Genomic DNA, 21,307 nt, shown 5'->3' with positions numbered 1-21,307 from the left:
GGGAACGGCTGTCCCGGCCGCGCCGGGCAGCGGCCGACCGTCAGGCCTGGAACGGCGGCAGGCCGCGCAGGCGGCGCCACAGCAGCGCCGGCAGCCGCAGCACGAACTCGACCATCAGCCGCGTGTGCATCCAGCTCAGCAGCGCGTTGTCGCGGACGTAGCGGAAGTGCGAGACGCCGCCCTCGTCGGCGCTGAGGTACTTCACCGGCGCGTCCACGTTGACCGGCTTCACGCCGCGCCAGGCCAGACGCACCACGGCCTCGGTGTCGAAGTCGAAGCGGCGCATCCAGGGCTGGCCCTGCATCACCGCCGCCAGCGCCGCCACCGGGTAGACGCGGAAGCCGTACAGCGAGTCGGCCACACCCGCCCCCAGCGTCTCCAGGTTCGTCCACCAGTTCGAGACACGCCGGCCGCGCACCCGCAGCAGCGGCGCGCTGGCATCGAACACCGGGCGGCCCAGGATCATTGCCTCGGGCCGCGCCAGCGAGGCCTGCATGAAGGCCGGGATCAGGTCGGCCGGGTGCTGGCCGTCGCTGTCCATCGCCAGCGCGTGCGTGTAGCCGGCGGCGATGGCCTGCTGCAGCCCATGCAGCACCGCAGCGCCCTTGCCCTGGTTGTGGGGCAGCACCATCACGCGCAGGCCCGGATCGGCGGCGGCCATTGCCTGCAGGCCTTCGGCCGTGCCGTCGCTGCTGCCGTCGACCACCACCCACACCGGCGTCCAGTGCGCACGCGCCGCGCGCACCGTGGCATAGACCTGGGCGCCGGTGTTGTAGCTGGGGATCAGCACCAGGTGCGAGGCGGAGGCAGCGGTCGTCATGCGGCAGGCCGGCCGACGCCGGCCGCGAAGTAGGCTTCGATCTCGGCCAGCAGCGCCGCCGGCTGGTCGGTGGGCTCGAACCGGCGGCCCAGCCGCACCGAGAACACGATGGGCAGCGGCGGCAGCCGCCACAGCGGCCAGCCCTTGCACAGGTAGGGCGAGCTGGTGTCGATGAACACGGTCTGGATCGGGGCGTTGGCGCGCTGCGCGATCAGCGTCACGCCCGGGCGGAAGCGGTTCACGCCCGGCACCGTCGTGCGCGTGCCTTCGGGGAACACCACCAGCTGCCCGCCGCTGCGCAGGTCCTCCACGGCCAGACGCACCAGACCGCGCGGCGAGTCGTTGCGGATGTAGCGCGCCAGCCGTGCCCCGGGGGCCAGGAAGGGGTTGCGCATCAGGCTGGCCTTCATGATGCAGGCGCTCCTGGGCAACCGCGCCACCAGCATCAGCGCATCGAGCATGCTGGGGTGGTTCGCCACGACGATGAGCCCGGGCTCGTCGCGCAGCGCGTCCAGCGCCTCGGAATGCAGCCGCATCATGCCGGCCCGGCGCGCCATCCACCAGAAGATGCGGTAGCCGCGCGCGATGGCGGCGCGCCCGACGCGCAGCCCGGTCTCGCGCGGCAGCAGCGGGTACAGCGCCAGCGCCGCCAGGTTCCACAGCAGCGAGCCCGTGCCCAGCACCAGCAGCATCCACTGCAGCGCCAGCCACTGCAGCGGCAGCAGCAGCCAGCGCAGCAGCGGCGGCGGGGTGTCAGCGTGGATCGGCGACACGTGCATCGGAGACCGCGAAGACCCAGGACATCGCCACGCCCAGCGCCGTGTGACTGCGCGCGGTGACGAGCGGGCTGCCGGCGAAGGCCGCGCCCGCGACGCTGTCGTGGCGCACGAAGGCACCCATCCAGAGCCGGCCGACACGGCGCGACACGCCCGCGGTGGCCTGCCAGCCGGCGTAGCCGCCGCGCGCCGTGTAGGCCGGCCGCGTGGCGGTCGCGAACTCCGGGGCGACGCTGTAGAAGGCATCGTGCAGGCGGCGGTCGCCCCAGAGCGGGCCGGCCTGCGCGCCGATGTTGAAGCCACCCGCCTCGCTGTCGATGTTGATGACGGGCTCGAGATTGAAGCCGGCGACACGCAGGCCGTCGTCCACCGCCACCACGGCGCGCACCGGCACGCGCAGGTCGAGCTTCCAGCCCGCACCCTGGGCCAGCCGCACGTTCATCTTGGGGCCGATCTCGAAGGTGGGCGCGAGGTCGGGCATGCCGGCGCGGGCCTGGCTGTCGTTGCTCTTGGTGGGCGGGCTGCCGCCGACGCTGAGGTCGAAGTCCAGGCGGTCGCCGTCGAAGATCATCGCGCGGGCGCCGTCCTTGTCGGCGCGCAGGAAGTCGCCGCGGTAGACGAAATACGGCACCGGCAGCAGCCAGGTGTGGCTTTCGCTGCTGCCCCGGTAGTGCGGCAGCCGCAGCCAGCCGGCGCCGAGGCCGGCTTCCCACAGGGGTTCGTCGGCGCGCACCGCCGGCACGGCGCCCAGCAAGGCCAGCGCGAGCAGCGCAGCCTTCGTCATGCCAGCGCCCCCGGCGCGAAGGCATGCGCCTCGATCTCCACCAGCAGTTCGGCCCGGCAGACGTCGGCCTGCACGCACAGCGGCGCCGGGGCTCCGGGCTGCGCCGCCGCCAGCAGGGCCAGCACGGCCGCTGCGTCGCCGGCATGGCGCACGTAGACCGTGCAGTGCAGGTCGTCGAACGTGAAGCCGGCTGTGCAACGTGCGTTGGCAGCGTCCAGCACCGCCTGCAGGTTGACGAGCGTCTCTCGCGCCTGCGCCAGCACGTCGCCGTGGTGCACCGAGTGCTCGCCGACGATGCTGGCCGTGCCCGACACGAACAGCGCCACCCGGCCGCCGCCGGCATCGGCCAGCGCCGCGCGCGAGAACGTCGGCGCCCGCGGCCCGTAGGTGCTGGAGTAGCGGTAGGCCGGCACCTGGCGCGGGTTCTCCAGCGGCCGCGGCGCCTTGCTGGCGGCCAGGAAGCGCAGATGCAGCCCGCCGCCGGGCATGTCGCGCGCGTCGGGCAGGCCCAGCGCGCAGGCCGCCGGTGCGCCCTCGAAGGCGTCGTGCCCGGCTTCCATGAACGCCTGCTGGCGGCCGATGTTGAACTGCCGGTAGCGCTCGAGCCCGCCGCCGTCGCCGTTGATGCGCGGCAGGTAGTTCCACAGCCGCAGCACCTGCGTGTGACCGCATGCGCGCAGCGCCGTGAAGATGTCGAGGTAGGCCTGCCGCGCCACGCCGCTCAGGTCGCCGTCGACGTCGGGCAGGTCGAGCTGGCCGAAGGCCCAGCGGTCGTCGGCCTGCCACTGCACCGCGCCATTGCGTCCCTGGCGCTGCGTGCCTCCCTGGCCCAGCCAGGCGTCCACCAGGGGCCCGCCTTCCGACAGCACCGGCAGTTCCAGGCCCGCCAGGCCCGGGGCCGCGATGCCCCAGCCCAGCCCGCCCAGCGGGCGCGGCGACGAGGCCGCCTGCCGCGCCCAGGCGACGGGATCCAGGCGCACGCAGCGCAGGCCGGCAGCGACGGGGGGAGCGGACGTGGGTGGCGACAGGGCAAGGGTCATGGTGCGGGGGCGATCACGTTCTCGCCCTGCACGGCACCCACGTCGCGGATCAACTGCTGCCGCAGCCGCCACGCGCGCCAGCTGCGCGGCAGCGAGAACAGCGAACCGATGTAGTAGACGGCCTTGAACAAGGCCAGCGAGCCCCAGATCGGCGTCTTGCCGTAGATGTCGCCGGCCAGCAGCGACAGCACGGCTTCCTGCATGCGCAGCGGGTTCTGCGGGTGCATGAACAGCTCGCGCATCATGGGGTTGGTCATGCGCTGGATGAACCACGAGAACTCGCGCGGGCCGTGGCGCATCTGGCGCTCGAAGTGCCGCCGTGCGGCCGGGTAGGCCGCCGGGCGGTCGAGCGCGGTGGCCACGACGTCGGCACCGGCGAAGGCACTGACCATCGCCAGGTGCACGCCCGACGAGAACACCGGGTCGATGAAGGCATAGGCGTCGCCCAGCATCAGGAAGCGGTCGCCCGCGCAGCGGTCGGCGCTGTAGCTGTAGTTGCCGGTGGCCCACACGTGGTCGTCGATCAGCGTCGCATCCCGCAGGCGCTCGGCCAGCGCCGGCGACAGCGCGATCGTGTCGGCGAAGAACTCGCGCAGCGGCTTGTCGCGGCTCTTCAGGTAGTGCGGCCAGCACACCGCGCCCACGCTGGTGCTGCCGTCGGCCAGCGGGATGAACCAGAACCAGCCGTGCGCGAACCAGAAGATGCTGATGTTGCCCTCGCGCCGGCCTTCCAGGCGCTGCGCGCCGCGGAAGTGGCCGAACAGCGCGGCGCTGTTGTGGCGGCGGTTCTTCTGCTTCCAGCCGTTGGCGGTGGCCAGCAGCGTGTCGCGTCCGCTGGCGTCGATGACGAACCGCGCACGCCAGCGCTGCGTGGCGCCGTCGTCCAGCACCGCTTCGACGTCGGCGCCGTCGGCGTCGAAGACGACGCTGCGCACCTGGCAGCCCTCTTGCGCAACCGCGCCGCTGGCCGCGGCATTGCGGAACAGGATCTCGTCGAAGGCGTCGCGCCGCACCTGCCAGGCCATCGGCATGGACTTGTCCCAGGCCTGGCTGAATTCGAGATAGCTGCGGTGGCTGTGCTGGGGCGAGCAGAACTCCACGCCCCACTTGGGCATGCCGATGGCTTCGACCTGCGCCCGCACGCCGAGCCGTTCCAGCAGCGGCACGTTGGCCGGCAGCAGCGACTCGCCGATATGGAACCGCGGGTGGTGGGCCTTTTCCAGCAGCACGACGTGCCGGCCCTGGCGCGCCAGCAGGGTGGCAACGGTGGCGCCGGCGGGGCCGCCGCCGACGACGAGCACGTCGCACCGGCGCGTGCGGTCAGAATCAGGGGTGGGAGTCGTCGCCTGGGCCATGACTGCTTGACGTCGGTGCGTTCCTGGAAAGGGCGGGTGGCGGATGGCGGGCGGCAGGCGGGGACTTGGCAGCAAGCGCAGCGCATGCGGCACCATCCCTCGAATTATCGCAAAGTCACCCGCATGAACCGACCGGCCCCCCTACCCCTGACCACCCGCCGCAGCGCGGGCTGGCGGGCCGACCTCGTCGAGCGCTTCTGGCGCTACCTGGGGCTGAAGCTGGTGGGCATCAGCGCGTTCATGTGGCTGTTCTTCCAGGGCTACTTCCACACGCTGCGCAACCCGGTGTACCCGGTGCTGGAAATGCCGCTGACGGCGCTGGACGCGCTGATCCCGTTCCAGCCGCAGGCGCTGGTGGCCTACCTGTCGCTGTGGTTGTACGTCGGCATCGCGCCCGGACTGCTGCTGACGCTGCGCGAGCTGATCGTCTACGGCCTGTGGGCCGCTGCGCTGTGCCTGTTGGGGCTGGCGATCTTCTACTTCTGGCCCACCGCGGTGCCGCCGCGCACCGTGGATGTGTCGGGCTATCCCGGCTTCGCGATGCTGCAGGGCGTCGACGCCGCCGGCAACGCCTGCCCGTCGCTGCACGTGGCCACGGCGATGTTCACGGCCCTGTGGGTGCAGCGGCTGATGCGCATCGTGCACGCGCCGGCGGCCTTCCGCTGGGCCAACGGCCTGTGGTTCGCCGCCATCGCGTGGTCGACGGTGGCCATCCAGCAGCACGTGGTGCTCGACGCGCTGGCCGGCGCGGCGCTGGGCGCGGCCTTCGCCTTCGCCTCGTTCCGCTGGAGTGCGGGGGTCGGCCACCGCCAGGGCGGCTGACCGGAGCGGATATCATGCACCCCTGCGCCGGCGGGGGGTTGCAAGGCGGCACACACGTTGGCCGCGGACCGGCATGACGATGGAATTCGCACGATGAGTTCGCTCAAGGAACTGCAGGACCTGATCCAGGAAAAGTACGGGCTCGATCCCGCCACGCTGGATCCACACGCCTCGATGCGCGGCAGCGGCATCGATTCGCTTGCGCTCGTGGAATTCCTCTTTGCCGTCGAAGACAAGTACGGCATCTCGGTGCCCGACGAGTACTCGAACATCGACACCCTGGCCGAGCTGGCAGAGGTCGTCGACAAGATGCGCGCGTCGCAGACCGCCTGACGCCGTGAACGCCAACGCCGCGGCCGCGGACGCCGTCGTCGTCTCCGGCCTGGGCGTGGTCTCGCCGCACGGCGACGACGCGCACGCGATGTTCGAGGCCCTGTGCCAGGGCCGCTCGGCGGTGCGGGCGCTGTTCCCCGAACTGCCGCGGCTGGCGCCGGTGGCCACCGCCCCCTTCGACGAGAGCCGCTGGTTCACGAAGCTGCAGCTGGCCGGCGTCGACCGCGTCAGCCAGCTGGCCGTGGCGGCCGCCGACCTGGCGCTGCGCGACGCCGGCGGCGCGGCCGAGGCATTGGGCCCCGACCGCGAACGCGTCGGCGTGTTCGCCGGCTGCGGCATGGGCGGTGCCGCGGCACTGGAGACGGCCTACCGGGCCGGCATGGGCGGCAGCGGCCGGGTGCCGCCATTGACCATCCCCGCCTTCATGCCCAACGCCCCGGCCGGTCACGTGGCGATGCGCCAGGGGGTGCTGGGACCGGTGCTCACGTATTCGGTGGCCTGTGCCTCGTCGGCGGTGGCCATCGCCGAGGCGGCCAAGGCGGTGCAGCGCGGCGAGGTCGACGTGGCCATCGCCGGCGGCAGCGAAGCGCTGATCGTGCCCGGCGTGGTGATGGCGTGGCAGGCGATGCAGACGCTGGCCGGCTTCACCGCCCCCGAGGACGCCGCCGCGGCCTGCAAGCCGTTTGCCGCGGACCGCAGCGGCTTTGCGCTGGGCGAAGGCGCGGCCTTCCTGGTCGTGGAGTCGGCCGCCCGCGCCCGCGCCCGCGGTGCACGTGCCTACGCACAGCTGTCGGGCTGGGGCCTGAGCTGCGATGCCACCCACCTCACCAAGCCCGACGTGGCTGGCCAGCAGCGCGCGCTGCGGGCTGCACTGCGCGGCGCCGGCCTGCAGCCGGCCGACGTGGGCTACTGCAACGCGCACGGCACGGCCACGAAGATCGGCGACGCGGTCGAGGCCGAGGCGCTGCGCGGCCTGTGGGGTGCGGCCATCGCCGACCTGCAGGTCAGCTCCACCAAGGCCTTGCACGGCCACCTGCTGGGAGCGGCCGGCGCGCTGGAGGCGGTGGTCACCGTGCTGGCGCTGCACCAGCGCCGGCTGCCGCCGAACATGCACTGCGGCCAGCCCGACGCCGCGCTGGGGTTGTCGCTGGTGCCCGAGGCCGGCACCGCCGCGCCGGACCTGCAGGCGGCCATCACCAGCTCGTTCGCCTTCGGCGGCAGCAACGCGGCGCTGCTGTTCACGCGCGCCTGAGCGCGCGGGCTCCATGCAGGCGCGCCTGGGCGCGGCCCCCCTGTTCGAAGCCGGTGCGCACGATGCCGCCGCGGTCAATCGGGACTAGATTGCAGGGCATGGATCCCAGGTTCCGTGTCGCCAAGAGCCCCGCGCCGCCTGCGCCGCCAGCCCCGACGCCCGTGCGCATGGCGTCGATCAACACCTTGCTGTCCATCGCCCAGACCACCGTCATCGCGATCGTCGGCTTCGTGCTCACGGGGCGCATCGACCAGGCGATCAAGGAGCGCCAGACCGTGGTGCAGGAGCGCAAGGCCACCGTCGAGAGCGTGAACCAGATGGCCACGCTCTTGACCAAGGTCAACAACCCGCAGCTGCCCGAGATCGAGCGCAGCCACGCCACGGCGCAGCTGTCCATGTACGGCAGCGACGCGGTGTTCCCGCTGTTCGTGATGGCCGCCTCGCGCAGCCCGACGCCGCCCACCGAGGCCATCAACGGCCTGCGCCTGCTGGCCGTGCAGCGCCGCAGCGAGGTGTGTGCGGTGCTGCTGGCGTCGCGCAACGTACCCAAGGCGCTGAACGAGATCCGCCGCGGCGCCATCGCCGATCTCACCACCGAACTGCGCTGCGACCCGGCAGCGAGCGTGCCGCCATGACGTCCGGGCGCCGCGCACTGCGGGTGCTGGCCGCCCTGCTGTGCGGCCTGGCACTGACCGGTGCCGTCCGTGCGCAGGTGAACTGCCCCCCGCTGTTCCTGCAGGTGGGCTCCCCCAACACCTACTACGCGCTGGTCTTCGTCGACCCCGCGGCACCCCAGGAACAGGACCGCCTGATGAGCCAGGTGACGCCGGTGCTCAGCGACATCGCCCGCAAGCTCAGCGAACGCGCGGGCGCCAAGCGCCGCCTGCGCCTGGAGCTGATCGCGTGCGAGCACCGCATCGGCAACAACGACTTCAGCGTCGAGGAAATGCGCAACTTCCTCAACTTCAAGGTCGTCGCGGTGTTCTGGAAGGCCAGGGAAAACGGCCGGGACGGCCTCGTGCAGCTGGCGGTGCCCGTGTACCTGCGCAGCGACGGCGCGGCGCGGCGCGATGTCGAGGTCGTCACCGTGTACCCGGCCCTGTCCAGCCACCCGGTGGACAGCTGGATCGAGGTCTTCGGACAGGATCCGCCGCTGTACCGCCCCTTCGTCTCGATGGGCCTGGCCACCGTCTACCAGCGCGAGAGCGACTACAAGGCGGCGTGGATGGCACTGTGCGACAGCCGCATCGCGCTGGCGTCGCTGGCACAGAGCACGCTGCGGCCCTCCCGCGAGCGGCTCGACAGCGACATCGCCGCCCAGCTGGTGGCGCTGATGAAGGACCTGGAGCAGGCCGCGCGCAAGGCGGGCATCACGGCGCTGCCGCCCTGCATCGCCCCACCCGGGGCTGCGCCCTGAGCCGTCCGCGCCCGCCACCGGGAGATCCCTGCACATGCATGCACCGACTGCGCATCGCCCGCCTGGCCCGGCCCGCTGGGGCCGTCTGGCGCTGCTGCTTGCGGCCGCCGCCCTGCTGCAAGGCTGCGGCGCCACGCTGCTGCGCACCGCCTGCGACAACCCGCGCATCAGCAACTTCGGTGCGCCGTCGTCGTACATCGTGATGCTGCCCTACCGCTACGGCGGCACGTCGCCGGCGAACCGCGAGTCGGCGGCGCAGCTCAACCAGATCACGCGGCTGCAGGCGCTGCAGGGCGCGGTCGACGCGCCGGCCACGCAGGTGACGCTGGTCGAGGGCGACCCCGACAAGCCCGCCGACCCGGCCTGCGGCATCGAGAACGTCTACGACCGCGTGGTGGAGAACCGCGCCGGGCTCTTCTGGCGTCGCCTGTTCCACAGCGCCGTCTTCGTCTGGGGCGAGATCTTCGACCGCGACGACGGCATCCTGGTGCAGTCGCACCTGCGCGTGTTCTGGAACGGCGCCGCCAGCCGCGAACTGGAAGTGCTCGTCGATGTGCCGCAGCAGGCGCGCCCGCTGCGCTTCGCCGGCAGCCTGCCGTCGGACACCATCTCGTTCCCGGCGCGCAAGATCAGCCGCGAGGAACAGGCGCAGCTGGCGCAGGCCATCGCCTCGGGCCTGCAGCTGCGCCGCGAGCCGCGGCTCGACGCCGAGGCCGTGCCGCTGCCGGCGAAGTTCTCCGCCGTGGCCTGGCGCCGGCCCTGGCTGCAGCTGCAGGACCGCGAGCTGCGCAGCTTCTGGATGCTGATCGACGACACCGGCCTGCAGGCCGGCCCGGTGCTGCCCGAGACCGTGTTCGCGCGGGCGATGGCGAGCTACCTCAACTTCCGTGTCGACGGCGACCGCACCTCGCGCGAGCAGGCGGTGGCGGCACTGGCGCGGTTCCGCGCAGCGCTGGCGCGGCCCGACGATCCGCTGCTGCGCGTGCCGCTGGCGATGACGGCGGTGATCGAGGGCACGCTGGGCCTGGGCGGCAGCCGGGCCGCGGCGCCCTCGCCCGACCGCGACCTGGCCCAGCAGGCCGCCGCGCAGGCCGGCACCGGCGACGAACCGGCCGCGCGCGCGCAGATGCAGGCAGCGCTGGCCGAGGCTGCGCGCCGCCTGCCCGGCAACGGCGAGGTGCTGAACCTGGCCGCGATCGCGCGCATTCCCGGCTGCTGCGACGGCGCCGACGCGCCGCAGCGCATCCGGGAGATCCAGCGCATGCTCGAACGCGCCTGGGCGCTGGAGCAGGGCAACACGAAGATCGGCCGCAACATGGTGCAGTGGTACCGCTTCCTGGCGACGCTGCCGCCCGAGCGGCTGCCGTTCGATCGCGACGAGCTGGCCGCGCGCGCCCGGCAGGCCAGCGCCGCCGTCGACGCCTGGGCGGCGATGGGCAGCCCCTAGAATCCGCCGCACGCCCCCAGGGCGCTCAGCGGCCCCATGACGACTCCCCACGACACCCCCAAGCCGAGCAACTTCCTGCGCGGCATCATCGAACGCGACCTCGAGACCGGCACCTGGAGCCAGCGCCGCTTCGCCGGCACGCCGGGGGATGGCGCGCACCACGCCGCCGGACCGCTGGACCCGGCGAAGATCCGCACCCGCTTCCCGCCCGAGCCCAACGGCTACCTGCACGTGGGCCACGCCAAGAGCATCTGCCTGAACTTCGGCCTGGCGCGCGACTACGGCGGCGTCTGCCACCTGCGCTTCGACGACACCAACCCCGAGAAGGAAGAGCAGGAGTACGTCGACGCCATCATCGAGGCCGTGCACTGGCTCGGCTTCGACTGGCAGGCGCACGGTGTCGACCACCTGTACTACGCCAGCAACTACTTCGGCTTCATGGTGCGCGCGGCCGAGGCGCTCATCGGCGCCGGCCTGGCCTACGTCGACGAACAGAGTGCCGACGAGATGCGCGCCAACCGCGGCGACTTCACGACGCCCGGCACCGACAGTCCGTTCCGCGACCGCACCCCGGCCGAGAACCTGGAGCGCTTCCGCGAGATGCAGAGCGGCCGCATGCCCGACGGCGCCGCGGTGCTGCGCGCGAAGATCGACATGGCCTCGCCCAACATCAACCTGCGCGACCCGGCCCTGTACCGCATCAAGCACGCCACGCACCACAACACCGGCGACACCTGGTGCGTGTACCCGATGTACGCCTACGCGCACCCGATCGAGGACGCGCTGGAGAACATCACCCACAGCATCTGCACGCTCGAGTTCGAGGACCAGCGGCCCTGGTACGACTGGCTGCTCGACAAGCTCGCCGACCTGGGCCTGCTGCAGCGCCCGGCGCCGCGACAGCACGAGTTCGGGCGCCTGAACCTCACCTACGTCATCACCAGCAAGCGCAAGCTGAAGGCGCTGGTGGACGAAGGCATCGTCGACGGCTGGGACGACCCGCGCATGCCCACGCTGTTCGGCATGCGCCGGCGCGGCTACACGCCCGAGAGCATCCGCGCGATGGCCGACGGCACCGGCGCCAGCAAGACCAACATCTGGCTCGAGTACAGCGTGCTCGAAGGCTGCCTGCGCGACGACCTGGAAGGCAAGGCGCCGCGGGCGATGGCCGTGATCGACCCGCTGCCGCTGAAGCTCACCAACTGGGCCGACGTGTTCGGCGCCGGCCACATCGAGGCCTGCCACGCGCCGGCCCACCCGCAGCGGCCCGAACTCGGCCAGCGCAGCTTCGGCCTCGGGCCCGCGCTGTGGATCGAGCGCGACGACTTTGCCGAGGTGCCGGCCAAGGGCTTCTTCCGCCTGTTCCCCGGCAACAAGGTGCGGCTGAAGTACGGCCTGGTCGTGGAGTGCACCGGCTGCGAGAAGGACGCCGCGGGCAACGTCACCGCGGTGCTGGCCACCGTGGTGCCCGACACCCGCAGCGGCACGCCGGGTGCCGACGCGGTGAAGGTCAAGGGCACCATCACGTGGATCGGCCAGCACGACGCCGTGCCGGCGACGATCCAGCTCTACGACCGCCTGTTCACCGAGCCCCAGCCCGACGCCGGCGGCCGCGACTTCCGCGAGGCGCTGAACCCGCACAGCAAGCGTGTGGTGCAGGGCTACGTCGAGCCGGCACTGGCTGGCGTGCCGGCCGACCAGCGCTACCAGTTCGAGCGCCACGGCTACTTCGTCACCGACCGCAAGCTGCACCGGCCCGATGCACCGGTGTTCAACCGCATCACCACCCTGAAGGACAGCTGGGGCAAGTGAGCTCCGGCCGACAAGCCACCATGACGAAATTCATTGCCGCCCTGGCGCTGGCCCTGCCCCTGGCGCTGCCGATGGCGGCGCATGCGCAAGCCGACAAGACCCTGCCCTCGGGACTGGGCTACCGCGTCGTCAAGGAAGGCACGGGCCCGAGCCCGTTGCCCACCGACGTGGTCCGCGTGCATTACCGCGGCACCTTCATGGACGGCAAGGAGTTCGACAGCTCCTACGCCCGCAAGGCGCCGGCCGAGTTCCCGCTGAACCGCGTCATCAAGTGCTGGACCGAAGGCGTGGGCCTGATGAAGGTCGGCGGCAAGGCGCGGCTGACCTGCCCGCCCGCCATCGCCTACGGAGAACGCGGTGCCGGTGGCGTGATCCCGCCGAACGCGACGCTGCAGTTCGAGGTGGAACTGCTGGGCATCGTGAAGTAGCCCGGGCCGCTCAGGCCGCTGCAGGCGGCGCGCGGCCGAAGAGCCTGCGCGCCAGCAGCACCGCACCCAGCACCACGGCGCCGGCCACGAGGCCGACGCCGGCATTGGCCAGCGCCTCGCCCAGTGCGCCGACGATGCCGCCCAGGCCCTCGGCCCAGCCCGTGACGGCATGGTGCAGCGGGCCGACGCCGTGCACGAGGATGCCGCCGCCCACCAGGAACATCGCCGCGGTGCCCGCCACCGACAAGGCCTTCATCAGCCACGGCGCCAGCGCCAGCAGGCCGCGGCCCAGCGCGCGCGCGGCGCCGTTGCCGCTGCCGCTGAGGTGCAGGCCGGCGTCGTCGATCTTCACGATGCCGGCCACGAAGCCGTAGACGCCCACGGTCATCGCGATCGCCACGCCGCACAGCACCAGCACCTGCGTCAGGAAGGGCGCTGCCGCCACCGTGCCCAGCGTGATGGCGATGATCTCGGCCGACAGGATGAAGTCGGTGCGCACGGCCCCCTTGATCTTGTCCTTCTCGAAGGCCACGAGGTCGATCTGCGGGTCGGCCACGGCCTTGACCAGTTCGGCGTGCTGGGCCTCCACGTCTTCGCGCGCGTGCATGAACTTGTGCGCCAGCTTCTCGAAGCCTTCGTAGCACAGGAAGGCGCCGCCCACCATCAGCAGCGGCGTCACGGCCCAGGGCGCGAAACTGGCGATCAGCAGCGCCGCCGGCACCAGGATGGCCTTGTTGACGAAGGACCCCTTGGCGACCGCCCAGACCACGGGCAGTTCGCGCTCGGCGCGCACCCCGGTGACCTGCTGCGCGTTCAGCGCCAGGTCGTCGCCGAGCACCCCCGCGGTCTTCTTGGCGGCGAGCTTGGACAGCACCGCCACGTCGTCGAGCACGGTGGCGATGTCATCGAGGAGGGCGAGCAGACTGGAGGCGGCCATGCCGCGCATTCTCGCCGCAAGTTCGTCGCACCCAGCGGCGGCTCAGCAGCAATCGGGCACGACCGCGGGGGTCGCGAACTCGCGTCCGACGACCGCGCGTGCATACAGGTAGTTGTGGCGCGCGCGCTCGCTCAGCGCATCGAGCTCGACGCGGCCGGCGGCGTCGCACGGGAATGCCATGCCGCGTCCCGGGTGGAACAGCGACTCGAAGCGCAGGGCAAAGCCGGCGTGGCCGCTGTGCGTGACGGTGCGTTGCATGGTGGTCATGGTGCCTGCAGGAAGTGCCGTGGCGGATGTCGGCAAAGGTAGGCGAGCGGCGGCCCGGCTGCCGCAGGCGCAGCGCGCATGTGGCTGTCGGCGCACGGCGCGGTCGCTTGTCGGTGCTTGTCCGACACGGTGTCGGCGCAGGCTCAAGGACCGGCGGCGCGGACCGATAACCGAGGAGTCGGCCCCTTGCCCGCCTCCATGACCACTGCCACCACCGCTTCCCGCACCGCCGAGATCGCCCGTGACATCGACCACGCCCGCACGCGCGGCGCGCTGCAGCACATCGTGATTCCGCCCGCGCCGGCACTGCTGGTGCGCCTGCGGGCGGCGATGCAGCCCGCCGAGCCCGACCTGAACGAGATCGCCCGCATCGCCGCCGGCGATGTCGCGATGGCCGCCACGCTGCTGCGCAACGCCAACAGCCCGTTGTACGCCGGCCAGCCGGTGCAGACCGTGGGCCAGGCGATGAACCGGCTGGGCCTGAAGCAGACCGCCGCGATCATGACCGGCTTCCTGGTGCGCCACGCGCTGCCGGTGGACAACCGCCACCTGCAGCGCTTCTGGGAACGGTCGGGCCAGCGCGCCGCGGTGATGGCCTTCATCGCGCGGCAGCTGGCCGGCATGTCGGAGGACGTGGCCCACACCTACGGCCTGTTCTGCCATGTCGGCCAGCCGGTGATGCTGCAGAGCGTGCGCGGCTACGCCAGCACGCTGGTGGAGGCTGCCGCCCGCATCGACCGGCCCTTCATCGCCACCGAGAACGCGAACCACCGCACCGACCACGCCGTCGTGGGTGCGCTGGTGGCACGCGTGTGGCGGCTGGCTCCCGAGGTGATGGCGGCGATCCGGCTGCACCACGACCTGGACACGCTCGGTGCCGAAGGCACCGAGCCCGGCGTGCACACGCTGGTGGCGGCCGGCCTCGTGGCCGAGCACCTGGTGCGCCGCCACGAGGCGCTGCCGCCCGAGGCCGACTGGTCGCAGCACGGCACGGCCGCGATGGCCTGGCTCCAGGTCGACGACGGCGAGCTGCAGCACTGGGAAGACGAACTGCGCGAGTTCAGCGGCTCGCTGGCCGACGCCTGACCGCCTTGCCCGCGCTCGCGGGCTGCAGCGCCGCATACAGCGCCAGCAGTTCCAGGGTGAGCTTGTGGCGCGCGTCCAGGTGCACCATCGGCCGCGCCAGCTCGTGCGACTCCTTGATCTTCACGCTGGACGACAGGTACGGCTGCAGCACCGGCAGGCCTTCGTCCAGCAGTTCCTGCACCGTGCGCTGCGGCAGGCTGGCGCGGGCCTGGAACTGGTTGACGACGATGCCCTCGATGCGCAGGTCGGCGTTGTGGTCGGCGCGGATCTCCTGCACCGCCTCCATCAGCCCGTAGAGCGCGCGGCGCGAGAAGTCGTCGCAGTCGAACGGGATCAGGCAGCCGTCGGCCGCGATCAGCGCCGAGCGCGTGTAGAAGTTCAGTGCCGGCGGCGTGTCGATCCAGACCTCGTCGAAGTCTGCGGCCACTTCGGCCAGCGCGTCACGCAGCTTGAAGATCTTGTAGCGGCTCTCGAGCTTGCCGTGCATCTCTTCGAGGGCCGGGCTGGCCGACATCAGGCGCAGGTTCGGCCAGGGGGTGTCGACGATGAAGTCGGCGGTGCGGACCGGGCGCATCGTGAACTTCAGCGTCGTGTCGAAGAACTCGGCCGCGCCGGGCGCGGGCGTGTCGGCGGCATCGCCCAGCAGGTAGCGCGTGGAATTGGCCTGGGCGTCCAGGTCCACCACCAGCGTGCGCCGGCCCTGCTGCGCCGCGATGGCGGCCAGGTTGCTGGTGATGGTGGACTTGCCCACCCCACCCTTCTGGTTGAACACGACGTGGCGCATGGCGGTTGGCGGCAGGTGGAAAGGCGCCATTGTGCACCGCAGCATTGCGCAGGCGAGCGGTCGCTACACTGATTTCCATGCCTGCACCCGCTGCCAGCGACCTGCGCCGGAAGTTCCTGCTCGATCCCGACGTGGTCTTCCTGAACCATGGCTCGTTCGGCGCCTGCCCGCAGGAGGTGGTCGCCAGCTGGCAGCGCTGGCAACTGGAGATGGAGCGCAACCCGGTGGAGTTCCTGGGACGGCGTTCGGCGGGCCTGCTCGCGGCGGCGCGGGCGCCGCTCGCGGCCCTGCTCGGCGCCCGCGCCGAGGACCTGGTCTTCGTGCCCAACGCCACCACAGGCGTCAACACCGTGGCGCAGTCGCTGCCGCTGCAGCCGGGCGACGAAGTGCTGGCCACCGACCACGAGTACGGCGCCTGCAACGCCACCTGGCAGGTGGTGTGCGCGCGGCGCGGCGCGGTCTACCGGCAGGTGCCGATCCCGCTGCCGTTCGAGAGCGCCGGCGTCGTCGACCGCGTGATGGCGGCGGTGACGCCGCGCACGCGCGTGCTGTTCGTCAGCCACATCAGCTCGACCACCGCGCTGACCTTCCCGGTGGCGGCGCTGTGTGCCGCAGCGCGAGCGCGCGGCCTGCTGACGCTGGTGGACGGCGCCCACGCGCCCGGCCACGTGCCGCTGCACCTGGGTGACATCGGCGCCGACTTCTCTACCGGCAACTGCCACAAGTGGCTGTGCGCGCCCAAGGGTGCGGGCTTCCTGCACGTCCGGCCCGAGCACCACGCGCTGCTGCAGGCCCCGGTGGTGAGCTGGGGCTATGCCGCCGAGGCAGGTGGCCACACCGGCTTCGACGCCTACACCGGCAGCACGCTGCTGGAGCGGCGGCTGCAGTGGCAGGGCACACGCGACATCGCGGCTTGGCTGGCGGTGCCCGACGCCATCGCCTTCCAGCAGCGTCACGACTGGCCCGCGGTCCAGCAGCGCTGCCACGCGCTGGCCGCGGGCGCGCTGCAGCGCATCACGCGCCACTTCGGGCTGGCGCCGCTGTGCGGCGACGCCGACTTCGCGCAGATGGTGGCGATCCCGGTGCCGCCACAGGACGCCGAGGCCCTGCGCCGGCGGCTGTTCGACGCCCACCGCATCGAGGTGCCCGTGACGCAGCACGGCGGCCACACCTGCGTGCGCGTCTCGGTGCAGGGCTACAACACGGACGACGACATCGCCCGGCTCGAAGCGGCGCTGGGCGTGGCCTGACGGGCAGGCCCGGCCACCCTTCAGCGCGGCTTGCGCGCGCCGGCCGGTCGTGCGGCGGTCTTCGCGGCGGTCTTGGCGGCGGGCCGCGCACCGGTCACGCGCGGCGGCAGGCCGGTGTGCTGCGTCAGCAGCCGGCCCGGCGCCACCGCGGAGGGCTTCACCACCGTGCTGTTCTTGCGCCGTGCGCTCTGGTAGCTGCCGTCGGTCAGCGGCTGGAAGCTCGGGATCAGGTGGTGCTTGCCATTGCCGATGAGATCGGCACGGCCCAGCGCCTTCAGCGCCTCGCGCAGGAGCGGCCAGTTGTTGGGGTCGTGGTAACGCAGGAAGGCCTTGTGCAGCCGGCGACGCTTCTCGCCCCGCACGATGTCCACGCGCTCGGCACGGTTGGCGTCGCGGCTGATGCCCTTCAGCGGGTTCAGGTTGGTGTGGTACATCGCCGTGGCCGTGGCCATCGGGCTCGGGTAGAAGGTCTGCACCTGGTCGGCCTTGAAGCCGTTCTTCTTCAGCCACAGCGCCAGATGCATCATGTCCGCGTCGCTGGTGCCGGGGTGGGCGGCGATGAAGTACGGGATCAGGTACTGCTTCTTGCCGGCCTCGGCGCTGAACTGGTCGAACAGCTGCTTGAAGCGGTCGTAGGTGCCGATGCCCGGCTTCATCATCTTGCTGAGCGGGCCGCCCTCGGTGTGCTCGGGCGCGATCTTCAGGTAGCCGCCGACGTGGTGCGTGACCAGTTCCTTGATGTACTCGGGGCTCTGGATCGCCAGGTCGTAGCGCAGGCCGCTGCCGATCAGGATCTTCTTCACGCCGCGCAGCGCGCGGGCGCGCCGGTACATGTGGATCAGCGGCGTGTGGTCGGTGTTCAGGTTCGGGCAGATGCCCGGGTAGACACAGCTCGGCTTGCGGCAGGCCGCCTCGATCTCGGGGCTCTTGCAGCCGATGCGGTACATGTTGGCCGTGGGGCCGCCGAGGTCGCTGATGACGCCGGTGAAGCCGGGGGCCTTGTCGCGGATCTCCTCGATCTCGCGGATCACCGAGTCTTCCGAGCGGCTCTGGATGATGCGGCCTTCGTGCTCGGTGATGCTGCAGAAGGTGCAGCCGCCGAAGCAGCCACGCATGATGTTCACGCTGAAGCGGATCATCTCCCAGGCCGGGATCTTGGTCGCGCCGTCATGACCGCCGTGTTCGTCCGCATACGCCGGGTGCGGGCTGCGGGCGTAGGGCAGATCGAAGACGTGGTCCATCTCGGCCGTCGTCAGCGGGATCGGCGGCGGGTTGATCCAGACCTCGCGGTCGCCGTGCGCCTGCACCAGCGCGCGCGCGTTGCCGGGGTTGGTCTCCAGGTGCAGCACGCGGTTGGCGTGCGCGTACAACACGGCGTCGCTCTTCACCTGCTCGTAGGCCGGCAGCCGCACCACGGTCTTCTCGCGCGGCGGCATCACGACGCGGCGGCTGGTGGGCATGGCCACCACCGCGGTGGCGGGCACGGCAGGGGCATCGCCGTCGCGGCTGCAGGTGGCGCCCTGCGCGTCGGCCTGCTCTTCCAGCGTCAGGTAGGGGTTGATGTGCGCGTCGACGCGGCCGGGGCGGTCGACCTCGGTCGAGTCGAGCTCGAACCAGTCCTGCAGCCACAGGTCGTGCTCGCGCCGCAGCATGAACGCGGTGCCGCGCACGTCGGTGATCTGCTGCACCGGTTCGCGCCTGGCCAGGCGGTGCGCGATCTCGACGATGGCGCGCTCGGCGTTGCCGTACAGCAGCAGGTCGGCCTTGCTGTCGACCAGGATGCTGCGCCGGACCTTGTCCTGCCAGTAGTCGTAGTGGGCGATGCGGCGCAGGCTGGCCTCGATGCCGCCCAGCACGATGGGCACGTCGGCATAGGCCTCGCGGCAGCGCTGCGCGTACACCAGGCTGGCGCGGTCGGGGCGCTTGCCGCCGACGTCGCCCGGCGTGTAGGCGTCGTCGCTGCGGATCTTGCGGTCCGCGGTGTAGCGGTTGATCATCGAGTCCATGTTCCCGGCGGTGACGCCGAAGAACAAGTTCGGTCGGCCCAGGGCCTTGAACGGGTCGGCGCTGTGCCAGTCGGGCTGCGCGATGATGCCCACGCGGAAGCCCTGCGCCTCGAGCGTGCGGCCGATCACGGCCATGCCGAAGCTGGGGTGGTCGACGTAGGCGTCGCCCGTGACGACGATGACGTCGCAGGAGTCCCAGCCGAGTGCGTCCATCTCCTGGCGGCTCATCGGCAGGAACGGCGCGGTGCCGAACCGCTTGGCCCAGTGCGGGCGGTAGCCGGTCAATGCCTTGGCGGCGCGGGGAGGGATGGCGAGGGCGGTGGACACCCCGGGATTGTCGTCGCAAGCGCCTGCGCGCGTGGCGCTGGCTCAAGTTGCCCCTGCCGGGCGCCGATAGCCCCATCCATGGAACTCGTCAACGCGCTGTTCGTCGCCGCCATCGCCGTTGTGTCGGGAGGCGTGGCCTGGTGGTTGCACCGCAGCCGGCTGGCGGCCATGCGGCGGGCGCTGCAGGACGCGCAGGACTCGCGCCTGGACCTGGCGGCCACCGCCGCCGCCCTGCACCGCCGCCTGGCCGAGGCCGACCAGGCGCTGTCGCGCCTGCCGGAACAGCAGGGTCATCAAGCTCAGGGCAACGACGCGCAGGAGCGCCGCGCGGCCCTGGAACGTGCCCTGGCCGCCGCCGCCCCGGCGCCCGACAGCTGGGAAGACACCCACCCGGTCACCGTGCCCGGCTTCATGCCGACGCAGCCGGCCGAGTTCGACGAGCCGCCGCTGCCGCGGCGCTGAGGCGCACGTCTTCAGGCGGCGGCCACCGCCGCGTCGTCGTCGTCGGTCTCCTCGCCGAGGAAACCGCCGCTCTGGTGCGCCCACAGCCGGGCGTAGATGCCGCCGGCCGCCAGCAGGCTGGCGTGGTCGCCCACCTCCACGATGCGGCCCTGGTCCATCACCACCAGTCGGTCCATCGCCGCGATGGTGGACAGCCGGTGCGCGATCGCCACCACCGTCTTGCCCTCCATCAGGCGGTACAGGCTCTGCTGGATGGCCGCCTCGACCTCGCTGTCCAGCGCGCTGGTGGCCTCGTCGAGCAGCAGGATGGGCGCGTCCTTCAGCATCACGCGTGCGATCGCCACGCGCTGCCGCTGGCCGCCGCTGAGCTTCACGCCGCGCTCGCCGACGTGGGCGTCGTAGCCGGTGCGACCCTTCGGATCGGTGAGACCGAGGATGAAGTCGTGCGCTTCGGCACGTTCGGCCGCGCGCAGCATCTCGGCATCGCCGGCATCGCCGGCTTCCGGGCGGCCGTACAGGATGTTGTCGCGCACCGAGCGGTGCAGCAGCGAGGTGTCCTGCGTCACCATGCCGACCGCGCGGCGCAGGCTGTCCTGCGTGACGCCGGCGATGTCCTGGCCGTCGATGCGGATGTGGCCGCCCTGGATGTCGTACAGCCGCAGCAGCAGGTTCACCACCGTGCTCTTGCCGGCGCCGGAGCGGCCCACGAGCCCGATCTTCTCGCCCGGGCGGATCACGAGAGAGAAGTCGTCCAGCACCTGCTTGCTGCCGTAGGCGAAACGCACGCGGTCGAATTGCACCTCGCCGCGCGACACCTCCAGCGGCCGGGCGTCGGGGCGGTCGACGATGACACGCGGCTTGCTCAGCGTGGTGATGCCGTCCTGCACCGTGCCGATGTGCTCGAACAGCGACGACATCTCCCACATCACCCAGTGCGAGATGCCGTTCAGCCGCAGCGCCATCGCGGTGGCCGCCGCCACCGCGCCCACGCCCACCTGGCCCTGGGTCCACAGCCACAGCGCCACGCCGGTGGTCGACGCCACCAGCGCGACGCTGAGCGCCTGGTTGGCGATCTCGAAGCCGGTCACCAGCCGCATCTGCGCGTAGGCGGTGGTCATGAACTCCTGCATCGCGCCGCGCGCGAAGTGCGCCTCGCGGTGCGCGTGCGAGAACAGCTTCACGGTCGCGATGTTGGTGTAGGCGTCGGTGACACGGCCCGTCATCAGCGAACGCGCATCGGCCTGCGCCTGCGCCACCTTGCCCAGCCGCGGCACGAAGAACCACAGCGCCAGCACGTACAGCGCCAGCCAGCCCATGAACGGCAGCACCAGCCACAGGTCCATGCCGCCCACCACCGCCACCAGCGTGACGAAGTAGATGACCACGTAGACCAGGATGTCGGCCAGGATCAGCCAGGTGTCGCGCACCGCCAGCGCGGTCTGCATCACCTTGGTGGCGATGCGGCCGGCGAACTCGTCCTGGTAGAAGTGCATGCTCTGCTCGAGCATCAGGCGGTGGAAGTTCCAGCGCAGCCGCATCGGGAAGTTGCCGAACACCGACTGGTACTTCACCAGCCCCTGCACGCCGGCCAGCGCGATGCTGCCCACCAGCAGCCCGCACAGCAGCAGCAGCGTGTGGCCGTGCTGCGCCCACAGCTCGGTCGGCTTCACGGTGGCCAGGATGTCGACCACGTGCGCCAGCATGCTGAACAGCAACGCCTCGAAGGCGCCGATGGCCGCCGTCAGCAGCGTCAGCAGCAGCAGCAGCGGGCGCAGCCCGCGCGTGTTGGCCCACAGGAACGCGAAGAAGCGCTGGGGCGGCGGGGGCGGCAGGGCATCCGGGTACGGATGCACCAGGTTCTCGAAACGGCGGAACAAGATCGTGTGCTCCCTGCGGCGCGCA

General features: G+C 71.7%; 21 protein-coding genes. 11 read left to right on the top strand and 10 right to left on the bottom strand.

Translation table 11 applies throughout. The features are described 5' to 3' along the window. Positions 1-40 precede the first annotated feature (40 nt). The 5 genes from ACPOLB_RS20585 to ACPOLB_RS20565 are packed head-to-tail and all read right to left on the bottom strand — an operon-like array spanning position 41 to position 4,775. The gene (locus ACPOLB_RS20585; RefSeq protein ID WP_425257904.1) at positions 41-820 is read right to left on the bottom strand and encodes a glycosyltransferase family 2 protein; all 780 of its coding nucleotides are present in this window, start codon (positions 818-820) and stop codon (positions 41-43) included. Continuing rightward, positions 817-1,599 (bottom strand): lysophospholipid acyltransferase family protein, encoded by a 783-nt coding sequence (locus ACPOLB_RS20580; protein ID WP_425257903.1) that lies wholly within the window; start codon positions 1,597-1,599, stop codon positions 817-819. The genes ACPOLB_RS20585 and ACPOLB_RS20580 overlap by 4 nt, the downstream gene beginning before the upstream one ends. Further along, positions 1,574-2,380 (bottom strand): MipA/OmpV family protein, encoded by an 807-nt coding sequence (locus ACPOLB_RS20575; RefSeq protein ID WP_425257902.1) that lies wholly within the window; start codon positions 2,378-2,380, stop codon positions 1,574-1,576. Before ACPOLB_RS20575 ends, ACPOLB_RS20580 begins: the two co-directional genes overlap by 26 nt. Continuing rightward, the gene (locus ACPOLB_RS20570) at positions 2,377-3,420 is read right to left on the bottom strand and encodes a Rid family hydrolase (RefSeq protein ID WP_425257901.1); all 1,044 of its coding nucleotides are present in this window, start codon (positions 3,418-3,420) and stop codon (positions 2,377-2,379) included. Before ACPOLB_RS20570 ends, ACPOLB_RS20575 begins: the two co-directional genes overlap by 4 nt. Further along, complete coding sequence (locus tag ACPOLB_RS20565) at positions 3,417-4,775, bottom strand: NAD(P)/FAD-dependent oxidoreductase (RefSeq protein ID WP_425257900.1); 1,359 nt, start codon at positions 4,773-4,775, stop codon at positions 3,417-3,419. The genes ACPOLB_RS20570 and ACPOLB_RS20565 overlap by 4 nt, the downstream gene beginning before the upstream one ends. A gap of 123 nt (positions 4,776-4,898) precedes the next feature. Here ACPOLB_RS20565 and ACPOLB_RS20560 point away from each other — a divergent pair, with 123 nt between their 5' ends. From ACPOLB_RS20560 to ACPOLB_RS20525, 8 genes are all read left to right on the top strand, one after another. Next, positions 4,899-5,597: a phosphatase PAP2 family protein gene (locus ACPOLB_RS20560; protein WP_425257899.1), complete on the top strand. Its 699-nt coding sequence runs from the start codon at positions 4,899-4,901 to the stop codon at positions 5,595-5,597. A gap of 93 nt (positions 5,598-5,690) precedes the next feature. Beyond that, positions 5,691-5,930, top strand: a complete 240-nt coding sequence (locus ACPOLB_RS20555; protein ID WP_425257898.1) for an acyl carrier protein — start codon at positions 5,691-5,693, stop codon at positions 5,928-5,930. Between the two features lie 4 nt (positions 5,931-5,934). After that, the gene (locus ACPOLB_RS20550) at positions 5,935-7,182 is read left to right on the top strand and encodes a beta-ketoacyl-[acyl-carrier-protein] synthase family protein (RefSeq protein ID WP_425257897.1); all 1,248 of its coding nucleotides are present in this window, start codon (positions 5,935-5,937) and stop codon (positions 7,180-7,182) included. 98 nt (positions 7,183-7,280) lie between these two features. Continuing rightward, the gene (locus ACPOLB_RS20545; protein ID WP_425257896.1) at positions 7,281-7,817 is read left to right on the top strand and encodes a hypothetical protein; all 537 of its coding nucleotides are present in this window, start codon (positions 7,281-7,283) and stop codon (positions 7,815-7,817) included. After that, on the top strand, positions 7,814-8,599 hold the full coding sequence (locus ACPOLB_RS20540) for a hypothetical protein (RefSeq protein ID WP_425257895.1): 786 nt from the start codon (positions 7,814-7,816) through the stop codon (positions 8,597-8,599). The genes ACPOLB_RS20545 and ACPOLB_RS20540 overlap by 4 nt, the downstream gene beginning before the upstream one ends. Before the next feature lie 34 nt (positions 8,600-8,633). Further along, positions 8,634-10,046 (top strand): hypothetical protein, encoded by a 1,413-nt coding sequence (locus tag ACPOLB_RS20535; RefSeq protein ID WP_425257894.1) that lies wholly within the window; start codon positions 8,634-8,636, stop codon positions 10,044-10,046. 36 nt (positions 10,047-10,082) lie between these two features. Further along, on the top strand, positions 10,083-11,858 hold the full coding sequence (locus tag ACPOLB_RS20530) for a glutamine--tRNA ligase/YqeY domain fusion protein (protein WP_425257893.1): 1,776 nt from the start codon (positions 10,083-10,085) through the stop codon (positions 11,856-11,858). Between the two features lie 20 nt (positions 11,859-11,878). After that, positions 11,879-12,286: an FKBP-type peptidyl-prolyl cis-trans isomerase gene (locus tag ACPOLB_RS20525; protein WP_425257892.1), complete on the top strand. Its 408-nt coding sequence runs from the start codon at positions 11,879-11,881 to the stop codon at positions 12,284-12,286. 10 nt (positions 12,287-12,296) lie between these two features. On the opposite strand, the gene ACPOLB_RS20520 is transcribed toward ACPOLB_RS20525, so the two are convergent. Both ACPOLB_RS20520 and ACPOLB_RS20515 read right to left on the bottom strand, forming a co-directional pair. Then, positions 12,297-13,223: a DUF808 domain-containing protein gene (locus ACPOLB_RS20520; RefSeq protein WP_425257891.1), complete on the bottom strand. Its 927-nt coding sequence runs from the start codon at positions 13,221-13,223 to the stop codon at positions 12,297-12,299. Positions 13,224-13,265: 42 nt separating this feature from the next. Next, positions 13,266-13,481: a hypothetical protein gene (locus ACPOLB_RS20515; protein ID WP_425257890.1), complete on the bottom strand. Its 216-nt coding sequence runs from the start codon at positions 13,479-13,481 to the stop codon at positions 13,266-13,268. A 207-nt stretch (positions 13,482-13,688) separates the two neighbouring features. Between ACPOLB_RS20515 and ACPOLB_RS20510 the strand changes: the two genes are divergently transcribed. After that, a complete protein-coding gene (locus tag ACPOLB_RS20510; protein WP_425257889.1) occupies positions 13,689-14,576 on the top strand; it encodes an HDOD domain-containing protein in 888 nt (295 codons plus the stop codon). Here the strand turns inward: ACPOLB_RS20510 and ACPOLB_RS20505 are convergent. Next, a complete protein-coding gene (locus ACPOLB_RS20505) occupies positions 14,551-15,360 on the bottom strand; it encodes a ParA family protein (protein WP_425257888.1) in 810 nt (269 codons plus the stop codon). The genes ACPOLB_RS20510 and ACPOLB_RS20505 overlap by 26 nt on opposite strands. A gap of 77 nt (positions 15,361-15,437) precedes the next feature. On the opposite strand from ACPOLB_RS20505, the gene ACPOLB_RS20500 reads away from it, so the two are divergent. Beyond that, positions 15,438-16,610, top strand: coding sequence for an aminotransferase class V-fold PLP-dependent enzyme (locus tag ACPOLB_RS20500; RefSeq protein WP_425257887.1), 1,173 nt, complete (start codon positions 15,438-15,440; stop codon positions 16,608-16,610). Between the two features lie 20 nt (positions 16,611-16,630). On the opposite strand, the gene ACPOLB_RS20495 is transcribed toward ACPOLB_RS20500, so the two are convergent. Continuing rightward, complete coding sequence (locus ACPOLB_RS20495) at positions 16,631-18,943, bottom strand: YgiQ family radical SAM protein (protein ID WP_425257886.1); 2,313 nt, start codon at positions 18,941-18,943, stop codon at positions 16,631-16,633. A 78-nt stretch (positions 18,944-19,021) separates the two neighbouring features. Here ACPOLB_RS20495 and ACPOLB_RS20490 point away from each other — a divergent pair, with 78 nt between their 5' ends. Then, entirely contained in the window at positions 19,022-19,405 is a 384-nt protein-coding gene (locus ACPOLB_RS20490; protein ID WP_425257885.1) for a hypothetical protein, read from the top strand. A gap of 11 nt (positions 19,406-19,416) precedes the next feature. Here ACPOLB_RS20490 and ACPOLB_RS20485 read toward each other — a convergent pair whose 3' ends face one another. After that, positions 19,417-21,282: an ABC transporter ATP-binding protein gene (locus tag ACPOLB_RS20485; RefSeq protein WP_425257884.1), complete on the bottom strand. Its 1,866-nt coding sequence runs from the start codon at positions 21,280-21,282 to the stop codon at positions 19,417-19,419. Between the last annotated feature and the right edge of the window lie 25 nt (positions 21,283-21,307).

The sequence above is a fragment of the Rubrivivax soli genome (assembly GCF_049810355.1).
Classification (GTDB): Bacteria; Pseudomonadota; Gammaproteobacteria; order Burkholderiales; family Burkholderiaceae_C; genus Rubrivivax.
The sequence above is the reverse complement of the archived record's forward strand: the minus strand, read 5'-3'. Positions and strand labels throughout refer to the sequence as shown.

What these genes read in the sequence shown, in the direction of transcription:
- ACPOLB_RS20565 (WP_425257900.1), bottom strand. Translation starts at nt 4,775, where the DNA reads ATGGCCCAGGCGACGACTCCCACCCCTGATTCTGACCGCACGCGCCGG.
- ACPOLB_RS20560 (WP_425257899.1), top strand. Translation starts at nt 4,899, where the DNA reads ATGAACCGACCGGCCCCCCTACCCCTGACCACCCGCCGCAGCGCGGGC.
- ACPOLB_RS20580 (WP_425257903.1), bottom strand. Translation starts at nt 1,599, where the DNA reads ATGCACGTGTCGCCGATCCACGCTGACACCCCGCCGCCGCTGCTGCGC.
- ACPOLB_RS20510 (WP_425257889.1), top strand. Translation starts at nt 13,689, where the DNA reads ATGACCACTGCCACCACCGCTTCCCGCACCGCCGAGATCGCCCGTGAC.
- ACPOLB_RS20585 (WP_425257904.1), bottom strand. Translation starts at nt 820, where the DNA reads ATGACGACCGCTGCCTCCGCCTCGCACCTGGTGCTGATCCCCAGCTAC.
- ACPOLB_RS20520 (WP_425257891.1), bottom strand. Translation starts at nt 13,223, where the DNA reads ATGGCCGCCTCCAGTCTGCTCGCCCTCCTCGATGACATCGCCACCGTG.
- ACPOLB_RS20525 (WP_425257892.1), top strand. Translation starts at nt 11,879, where the DNA reads ATGACGAAATTCATTGCCGCCCTGGCGCTGGCCCTGCCCCTGGCGCTG.
- ACPOLB_RS20555 (WP_425257898.1), top strand. Translation starts at nt 5,691, where the DNA reads ATGAGTTCGCTCAAGGAACTGCAGGACCTGATCCAGGAAAAGTACGGG.
- ACPOLB_RS20500 (WP_425257887.1), top strand. Translation starts at nt 15,438, where the DNA reads ATGCCTGCACCCGCTGCCAGCGACCTGCGCCGGAAGTTCCTGCTCGAT.
- ACPOLB_RS20490 (WP_425257885.1), top strand. Translation starts at nt 19,022, where the DNA reads ATGGAACTCGTCAACGCGCTGTTCGTCGCCGCCATCGCCGTTGTGTCG.
- ACPOLB_RS20505 (WP_425257888.1), bottom strand. Translation starts at nt 15,360, where the DNA reads ATGCGCCACGTCGTGTTCAACCAGAAGGGTGGGGTGGGCAAGTCCACC.
- ACPOLB_RS20575 (WP_425257902.1), bottom strand. Translation starts at nt 2,380, where the DNA reads ATGACGAAGGCTGCGCTGCTCGCGCTGGCCTTGCTGGGCGCCGTGCCG.
- ACPOLB_RS20570 (WP_425257901.1), bottom strand. Translation starts at nt 3,420, where the DNA reads ATGACCCTTGCCCTGTCGCCACCCACGTCCGCTCCCCCCGTCGCTGCC.
- ACPOLB_RS20515 (WP_425257890.1), bottom strand. Translation starts at nt 13,481, where the DNA reads ATGCAACGCACCGTCACGCACAGCGGCCACGCCGGCTTTGCCCTGCGC.
- ACPOLB_RS20540 (WP_425257895.1), top strand. Translation starts at nt 7,814, where the DNA reads ATGACGTCCGGGCGCCGCGCACTGCGGGTGCTGGCCGCCCTGCTGTGC.
- ACPOLB_RS20545 (WP_425257896.1), top strand. Translation starts at nt 7,281, where the DNA reads ATGGATCCCAGGTTCCGTGTCGCCAAGAGCCCCGCGCCGCCTGCGCCG.
- ACPOLB_RS20535 (WP_425257894.1), top strand. Translation starts at nt 8,634, where the DNA reads ATGCATGCACCGACTGCGCATCGCCCGCCTGGCCCGGCCCGCTGGGGC.
- ACPOLB_RS20530 (WP_425257893.1), top strand. Translation starts at nt 10,083, where the DNA reads ATGACGACTCCCCACGACACCCCCAAGCCGAGCAACTTCCTGCGCGGC.